This window comes from Staphylococcus sp. EG-SA-10 (assembly GCF_017151945.1).
GTDB classification, from domain to species: Bacteria; Bacillota; Bacilli; order Staphylococcales; family Staphylococcaceae; genus Staphylococcus; species Staphylococcus aureus.
In genome coordinates, this window is the sequence record NZ_JACVZJ010000024.1 from 26087 (window position 1) to 33768 (window position 7682).

Sequence of the window (7682 nt, forward strand, 5' to 3'; positions counted from 1 at the left end):
AGTCCTCCTATATTAAATGACCCATTTTTATTTTTTTCGTTTCCATATAATCATGATTATGTACCGTTTCTGGTACGATAACTTCAATTCTTTCTGCAATATCAATGCCATATTGTTTTAATCCCTCAAATTTACTTGGATTATTACTTAATAAATTGATATGTTCGATGTTAAAATATTTTAAAATCTGTGCAGCAATATGATAATCTCGCAAATCTTCATCAAAACCTAATGCTAAATTTGCAGTTACTGTATCATATCCTTGCTCAATTAATTCATATGCGCGTAATTTGTTTAACAATCCTATGCCACGACCTTCTTGAGGTAGATAAATAATCATGCCGCCATGTTCATTGATATACTTCATAGACGATTCAAGTTGAGCACCACAATCACAACGCTGACTATGGAAAATATCGCCTGTAAGGCACGCAGAATGTAAGCGTACATTTTCATGTTGTCGAATTGCACCTTTTGTCAGTACAACTATCTCTTCATCTGTGTAAGTCGCTTTAAAACCATACATATCAAATGTTCCGAAATCTGTAGGCATTTTCACTTTTGCCTTAAATTCAATTTCTGGTTCTAATTTTTTACGATATTCAATTAAATCATCAATCGTAATCATCTTTAATTGATGTTTTTCTTTAAACTTTTGTAAATCTTGTCCTTTCGCCATCGTGCCGTCATCATTCATAATCTCACAAATGACACCAGCGGGCTTGGCACCAGTAAGTTTAGCTAAATCAACAGCCGCTTCTGTGTGTCCATTTCTAGCTAATACGCCTTTATCTTGTGCTACTAATGGAAATAAATGACCAGGACGATTAAAATCTTTAGCTTCACTACTAGGATCAATGAGCTTTTTGGCAGTCAATGTACGTTCATAAGCGCTAATTCCTGTTGTTGTATCTACATGATCAATACTCACTGTAAATTGCGTACCAAAGATGTCGGAGTTATCATCAACCATTTGTACCAAATCCAAACGTTGTGCAATATCTTTAGACACTGGTGCGCATATTAATCCCCTTGCTTCTTTCGCCATAAAATTAATGGTATTATCGTTCATCCATTCAGTGACCGCTACTAAATCACCTTCATTTTCACGATTCTCATCATCTACTACAATAATTGTTTCTCCATTTTTTAAAGCCATTAAAGCACTGTCAATATTATCGAATTGCATGCTACCCCTCCTAAAAACCAAATGCTCTTAATTTATCTACAGATAATTGGTCTTTATCTTTATTTAAAATATTTTCAACATATTTAAACAAAACGTCTGTTTCTAAATGTACTTTATCTCCTAATTTTTTGGATGATAAAATCGTTGAACGCCTCGTTTCTGGAATAAGATGAATGTCAAAACTGTTATCATGCTTATCAAATACCGTTAGACTTACACCATCCACAGTAATAGACCCTTGCTTAACTAACTGATTATTAATATGTTGGTTACATTGAATCGTAATAATTTTGGCATTGGCTGTTTCATTTATTTTTGAAACTGTTCCTAGTTCATCTACATGACCGAGGACAAAATGTCCACCAAACCTACCGTTACCACTCATGGCACGCTCTAAATTTACTTCTGATTGTCGCTTAACATCTGCTAAATAGGTTTTATTTTCAGTGCCTTTAATTACTTGAACAGTAAAAGATGTCTGATCAAAATCAATCACTGTTAAACATGCACCATTAACACTGATGGAATCACCAATATGCATATCTGCCGTAATCTTATGTGCTTCGATTTCAATCGTCCTGACTGATTGACGAATTTGAACACTTTTAACGACACCTATTTCTTCAACGATGCCAGTAAACATGCATCATCACTTCTTTCGTAAAGTTAATTTAACATTTTGATTTAATAACTCGGAATGAACAATTTCAAATTGGTTCGCATCTGGTATCTCAATCACATCATTTGTTTGATAAAATTGATAATTTCCAGATCCACCAATTAATTTCGGGGCATAATAGAGAATAAATTCATCTATATAATTAGATTGGAGAAATTCTGAAGTAGTGGTTGGACCTGCCTCGACTAGCAAAGTTCCAACTCCTCTTTTATATAAATTGTGAAGAATTGTTGTTAAATCACAAGACTTCAAGTAAATAATTTCAATATGTGTTTGATTGGTTGTTAAATTTGGATTTTCTGTATATATCCAAATTGGTGTTGATTCATCTTGATAAATTTGCTGATTAAAATGAATATTCCCAGACTTAGACAATATTACTTTTATAGGGTTTTTTCCATCTTGAATACGTGTAGTATATTGTGGATCATCTAATTCAACTGTACGTCTTCCAGTTAACACTGCGTCGTGTCGATGTCTTAACTTATAGACATCTTGTTTAACCTCTTTATTAGTAATCCATTGACTTTGTCCATTATCATTCGCTTGTTTACCATCTAAACTTGCAGATACTTTCACTGTAATTTGTGGCAGTTGCTTTGCTTTTGCTTTAAAAAAGTCTTGGTATAATTGTGATGCACGTTCATCATCAACGCATTCAACCTCAATACCGTGATCCCGTAACGTATCATCACCATGTGTATCTAACGAATTGTCTTTTGTTGCGTAAACTACTTTAGCTATCTTACAATCAATTATTTTGTTAACACAGGGTGGTGTTGAACCAAAATGACTACATGGCTCTAACGTAATATAAATCGTCGCACCTTCAGCATTTTGTTGTGCCATATCAAGTGCTTGAACCTCCGCATGCTTGTCACCTTTTCTCAAGTGTGCACCAATACCAACAATCCTACCTTCTTTAACTACAACAGCGCCAACGGGTGGATTAACACCTGTTTGACCTTGTACCATATTTGCAAGTTGAATCGCATAATCCATAAATTGACTCAAATTATCACCTCTATAAACAAAAATCCTCACATCATGAATTAAGATGCAAGGAGAAAAATTTATCGTTAAATAAGCCTATTTGTACACATTTTTACAAATACGCTACATTATCTTTATCGATAATTAACATTCTTTCTCCCATCCAGACTTTAACTGTCGGCTCTAGAATCTCACTAGATCAGCCACTAATATGAAACATATTAGCAGGTCGCAGGCTTTATTTACTGCCGGTTGGGAATTTCACCCTGCCCCGAAAGAATTATATATGAAATTGTTATAGATTATTTGAGTACGTAGTATGTCAACTACATTTAAAATGATACTATATGTTTTCTGAAAAAACAATTAATGACGGTTTTAATTTAATATAATCTGAGTACTATAGGCATCTCATTGATATGATTCTTACTAACAGACATTAAAATCAAACCTTCAATTCGTCTCTATAGAGCGTTCTCTTTATTATCTTCTAGTTACAAATTATTGATTGTCACTGAGCTGTTGTTGCTCATTCGATTCTAAAGCATCATATAATTGAGATACTGTATGCGCAACTTGTTCTACTATCATTTTCACACCATTTCGCAGTTTATTAACACCGTTTGTCATTTGACCTATCGCAATCATATTTGTTAATGTTCCAAACCTTGGACTAATAACTTGATTGGTTTCCGGTATGATTTGTATGCCTCCCATTGGATGTGCTTGTACAATTTGTCTATTTTCAAGATTTTTAATTAATTGATCATCTTGATCTAATTCATTTAAATGACTTTTTGCACCTGTCGCGTTAATGACAACATTATATATGTCTACTGATTCTTGGTTTTTGTATGAAAAATAATACAACTTGCCATCATGTTTCACATCTTCTAAATCTTTTTTCAAAATTAAAGACTTATTTTCTATTAATTCAATAATTAATTCAGCAGTTCTTGGAGGCATTGGATTTGAATTTAATTGAATCATCTTTGAGTATTTTTGATTAAATTGAAGTTGATCTTCAATACTTAAGCTATTCCATATCCAATTTAAATTCTCTTTCAAATGTTCAATCATACTTTGGAAAATGCCCATTTCTGTTGGACGCGCTAAATCATACTTCAAATCTGCAATATGATTTCCTGTACGTCTATGTACTAATTTTTTAAAATCAATTTCATATTCAGCACATTCTTTTAAAAATAAAGTAACTAAAGTATCAAGCGGTGCATTGCCGAAATGATGTTTTTTAATGTCATTTAATTTGTCTTTAGTTAAGTACTTGAATGTCACGTCTATCATTGTACCTCTTACACTTGGTAAATGAGCAGAACGACTCGTCATAGTAATTGGTAATTTCGGATGATGAGCAGCAACATAACGAACAACATCTAAACTGGCAAGGCCTGTACCAATAATCGCAATATCGTCCAGTTCATTTACTTCGTCTAACGTATTATATGTTGGATAAGGCGTAGCAATATATCCTTTTTTACCCTTTAAGTTATATGGATCATGGTAGGCAAATGTACCACATGTTAAAAATACATAATCGTACGCTTGCCATGATTTTTCTGAATTTGTAGTACATATGTAATAAGTTAAATTCGTTTCATCAATATTAGAATTTGTATAAATCTCTTGAACTTTATTGTAATTAGTTGATATATTTGGATATTTTTTTGTGAACATAGATAAATAAGATTTCATATAATGTCCGAATACAAATCTCGGTAAATATGCAGGTTCATCAAAATTAAAATCAGTTTGTTGTTTATACCACTTCCAAAATTCAGTCTCATCATCTAAATTTAAACTCATCTTTTTCGAAGGCATATTAATTAGCAGCTCAGAACTATCATTTTGAAATGGTACGCCCTGTCCCATATTTACTTTATCATCGTATAAATCTATATCTAATTGATTAAATTTCGGGTGCTTAACTAACTCTCTCAATACACTTACACCAGCAGTTCCCATGCCTATTATTGCTACTCGCATATATCATCCATCCTTTTGTAATTCAAAATATTATATTTAAACTATTACCTATAATTATAGCAATTTGGTATTTTTAATAAAATTTATTAAGGCAAGCTATTATTTCACTTTCACAACCATTAAACCATTTAAAACTTTTCATTTAATATCAACCTTAGTGTTTGTGTTAAAATATTTTTACGAGGTGAATTAAATTGAAATTTATAGCAAAGATATTAATCTCATTAGTAATTCTATTTATGATTTTTAGTCGTAAAAACAAAGCTTCTTAATCAATACCCTTGATTACAAAATAAATTCAACTAAGGTGATTGGCCATACACTCAAGATATGGCTAATCACCTTTTTCAATGCAAAACAAAGAGTATAATTTGCAAAATCAATATCTATATTTATCTTTAATACCCTTTTAATACTAAAGCCAAATCTAGATTACATAGTCATATCGTGTAATATACCAAAGAAACATAGACATTCATCTATATAGATGATAATCTATTTAACGTCAAGGAGGTAAGTTATGACGTATAAAGAACTAGCAACATATTTAAAAGTTTTATCAGATTCAAGCAGATTAGAAATACTAGATTTACTTTCTTGTGGAGAGTTATGCGCTTGTGATTTGTTAGAACATTTTCAATTCTCTCAACCCACACTTAGCTATCATATGAAAGCATTAGTAAAAACCAACTTAGTTACGACACGAAAAATCGGAAATAAACATTTATACCAGCTTAATCATAATATTTTTGATTCCGTAATTAATAACTTGTCTAAGGTTCATACCTCTAACCAACGATGTATTTGTCATAACCTTAAGACTGGTGAATGCTAATGATGACAACTTTAGCGACACTCATTTTTCTAGTAACTTTATTATTTGTATTATGGCAACCTAAAGGCCTAGATATTGGCATTACCGCATTAACTGGTGCCTTTATTGCTATTATTACTGGTGTTGTAAGTTTTTCCGATGTTTTCGAAGTAACAGGTATTGTTTGGAATGCTACTTTGACTTTTGTCTCAGTCATTCTTATTTCATTAATATTAGATAAAGTTGGATTATTCGAATGGTCAGCTATTCACATGCTTCATGCTTCAAAAGGCAATGGTTTAAAAATGTTCGTTTATATCATATTATTGGGTGCCATTGTTGCTGCATTTTTCGCAAATGATGGCGCAGCGTTAATCTTAACGCCTATTGTATTAGCGATGGTTAAAAATATTGGATTTAATAAGCGCGCAATATTTCCATTTATTATTGCAAGTGGTTTTATTGCTGATACAACGTCTTTACCTTTAATTGTAAGTAATCTAGTGAATATTATATCTGCTGATTATTTTCATGTAGGATTCGTTCGATATTTTAGTAGAATGATTATACCTAATTTATTCTCACTTTTAGCAAGTATTATAGTATTGTGGATATATTTTAGAAAAGCGATACCTAAAACGTTTGATGATAATAAAATAAAGCGTCCTAAAGATGCCATTAATGATTTAAAGCTATTTAAAATTTCATGGATTATGCTAGTTATATTACTTTTCGGCTATCTAATCAGTGAATTTACTAAAATTCCGGTATCAATTTTCACTGGAATCATTGCTTTTATATTTCTAATGTTGGCTCGTAAATCAAATGCTGTAAATATTAAGGAAGTCATTAAGGGCGCACCTTGGAATATAGTATTATTTTCAATTGGTATGTATATCGTCGTATTCGGCTTAAGAAATGCTGGTATTACTTTAATATTGGCTAAAATATTAGAATATATTTCCAATTACGGTTTATTTAGCACCATTTTGGGAATGGGCTTCATTTCAGCATTTTTATCATCAATAATGAATAATATGCCTACAGTTTTAATAGATGCGATTGCTATTGGTCAATCAAATGTCCATGGCTTGTTAAAAGAAGGCCTAATTTATGCGAATGTTATCGGTTCTGATTTAGGTCCAAAAATTACACCGATAGGCTCTTTAGCTACATTACTGTGGTTACACGTCTTAACACAAAAAGATGTTAAGATTTCTTGGGGCACATACTTTAAAACTGGTATCATCATTACAATTCCAGTACTATTTATAACCCTCATAGGGTTGTATCTAACACTTATCATATTTTAATTAATTAGGAGATTGTTATGACTAAAAAAACAATTTATTTTATATGTACAGGCAACTCATGTCGAAGTCAAATGGCTGAAGGTTGGGCTAAACAAATCTTAGCGGAAGATTGGAATGTATATTCTGCTGGTATCGAAACACACGGTGTTAATCCCAAAGCGATAGAAGCTATGAAAGAAGTAGGCATTGATATATCAAATCATACATCAGATTTAATCGATAATAATATTATTAAAAATTCAAATTTAGTTGTTACATTATGTAGTGATGCAGACGTAAATTGCCCTTCTTTACCAACAAATGTTAAGAAGGAACATTGGGGATTTGATGATCCTGCAGGCAAGCCTTGGTCAGAGTTCCAACGTGTGAGAGATGAAATTAAAATCGCAATTGAAAATTTCAAATCACGATGAGAGTGGGACAGAAATGATAAAAAACACTAATGATTTATTATGCAGTGGCTCTTTATCATTAGCTATAGCTAATGTGTACTTAAAAATAGGAATACATGAGTAAAACTCATGCATAAGAAATACTAATTTCTAAAGAAAAAGTAATTCTTTATGGTTCTTCATCTTTTATGGTGGGAAGGTAAAACTTCCTGCTTTTTTTAATACACAAAAAGCGCAATTGCCTCTATAATTTAAAGTGACCAAACCCAAACTAAAGGAGACAAGTGCGCCTATGTGT

7 protein-coding genes and 1 riboswitch are annotated in these 7682 nt (G+C 31.9%); of the genes, 3 read left to right on the forward strand and 4 right to left on the reverse strand.

What is annotated here, in order from left to right; all coding sequences use genetic code 11:
• Nucleotides 1-7: 7 nt before the first annotated feature.
• From ribB to IDG45_RS11965, 4 genes are all read right to left on the reverse strand, one after another.
• Nucleotides 8-1189, reverse strand: coding sequence for a 3,4-dihydroxy-2-butanone-4-phosphate synthase (ribB, locus tag IDG45_RS11950; RefSeq protein ID WP_001159035.1), 1182 nt, complete (start codon nucleotides 1187-1189; stop codon nucleotides 8-10).
• 10 nt (nucleotides 1190-1199) lie between these two features.
• On the reverse strand, nucleotides 1200-1832 hold the full coding sequence (locus tag IDG45_RS11955) for a riboflavin synthase (protein ID WP_000493884.1): 633 nt from the start codon (nucleotides 1830-1832) through the stop codon (nucleotides 1200-1202).
• A gap of 6 nt (nucleotides 1833-1838) precedes the next feature.
• Nucleotides 1839-2882, reverse strand: a complete 1044-nt coding sequence (gene ribD / locus IDG45_RS11960) for a bifunctional diaminohydroxyphosphoribosylaminopyrimidine deaminase/5-amino-6-(5-phosphoribosylamino)uracil reductase RibD (RefSeq protein WP_000077341.1) — start codon at nucleotides 2880-2882, stop codon at nucleotides 1839-1841.
• A gap of 126 nt (nucleotides 2883-3008) precedes the next feature.
• Nucleotides 3009-3144, reverse strand: a riboswitch (FMN riboswitch).
• A 218-nt stretch (nucleotides 3145-3362) separates the two neighbouring features.
• Nucleotides 3363-4865, reverse strand: a complete 1503-nt coding sequence (locus IDG45_RS11965) for an FAD/NAD(P)-binding protein (protein WP_001261666.1) — start codon at nucleotides 4863-4865, stop codon at nucleotides 3363-3365.
• A 520-nt stretch (nucleotides 4866-5385) separates the two neighbouring features.
• Here IDG45_RS11965 and IDG45_RS11970 point away from each other — a divergent pair.
• The 3 genes from IDG45_RS11970 to arsC are packed head-to-tail and all read left to right on the forward strand — an operon-like array spanning nucleotide 5386 to nucleotide 7405.
• Nucleotides 5386-5700 carry an ArsR/SmtB family transcription factor gene (locus IDG45_RS11970; protein ID WP_000221188.1) on the forward strand — a complete coding sequence of 105 codons (315 nt, stop codon included), beginning with the start codon at nucleotides 5386-5388 and terminating at the stop codon, nucleotides 5698-5700.
• The gene (gene arsB / locus IDG45_RS11975; protein ID WP_000989112.1) at nucleotides 5700-6992 is read left to right on the forward strand and encodes an arsenite efflux transporter membrane subunit ArsB; all 1293 of its coding nucleotides are present in this window, start codon (nucleotides 5700-5702) and stop codon (nucleotides 6990-6992) included. Before IDG45_RS11970 ends, arsB begins: the two co-directional genes overlap by 1 nt.
• A gap of 17 nt (nucleotides 6993-7009) precedes the next feature.
• Nucleotides 7010-7405 carry an arsenate reductase (thioredoxin) gene (gene arsC / locus IDG45_RS11980; RefSeq protein ID WP_000163240.1) on the forward strand — a complete coding sequence of 132 codons (396 nt, stop codon included), beginning with the start codon at nucleotides 7010-7012 and terminating at the stop codon, nucleotides 7403-7405.
• Nucleotides 7406-7682 lie beyond the last annotated feature (277 nt).

Excerpts from the sequence above, each read along its gene's own strand:
- arsC (WP_000163240.1), top strand. The coding sequence starts at position 7,010 with ATGACTAAAAAAACAATTTATTTTATATGTACAGGCAACTCATGTCGA.
- arsB (WP_000989112.1), top strand. The coding sequence starts at position 5,700 with ATGATGACAACTTTAGCGACACTCATTTTTCTAGTAACTTTATTATTT.
- IDG45_RS11970 (WP_000221188.1), top strand. The coding sequence starts at position 5,386 with ATGACGTATAAAGAACTAGCAACATATTTAAAAGTTTTATCAGATTCA.
- IDG45_RS11965 (WP_001261666.1), bottom strand. The coding sequence starts at position 4,865 with ATGCGAGTAGCAATAATAGGCATGGGAACTGCTGGTGTAAGTGTATTG.
- IDG45_RS11955 (WP_000493884.1), bottom strand. The coding sequence starts at position 1,832 with ATGTTTACTGGCATCGTTGAAGAAATAGGTGTCGTTAAAAGTGTTCAA.
- ribB (WP_001159035.1), bottom strand. The coding sequence starts at position 1,189 with ATGCAATTCGATAATATTGACAGTGCTTTAATGGCTTTAAAAAATGGA.